Below are 248 nucleotides of genomic sequence, written 5' to 3' on the forward strand. Positions count from 1 at the left end.
CTGTGGCTCAGTACCGTAATACGGCGGCCGCGCGGCTGTCGGTGGGCATCGAACGTTCGGTGGGCACCACCACGATCTGGCCGCCCTGGCGGATGACCGCCAGGATCAGTTCGTCCAGTGCCGCATCCTCATTCACCGCATGGTCGTGTACCACCTGTGTCCCCACCTCGGCATGAGCGTCGGCTTCCACCAGCAATAACGCCACGCGGCCTTCCTGCGCGGCGCGTTCGATATCCGGCAGCTGTGAC

General features: G+C 65.3%; 1 protein-coding gene. It reads right to left on the reverse strand.

Annotation, left to right across the window (positions count from 1 at the left end; genetic code table 11):
- Nucleotides 1-7: 7 nt before the first annotated feature.
- A partial coding sequence (locus AC0L2O_RS37260) for a hypothetical protein (RefSeq protein ID WP_473373263.1) occupies nt 8-248 on the reverse strand: 241 nt, incomplete at its 5' end.

The sequence above is a fragment of the Bradyrhizobium sp. Kon10 genome, from assembly GCF_055807395.1.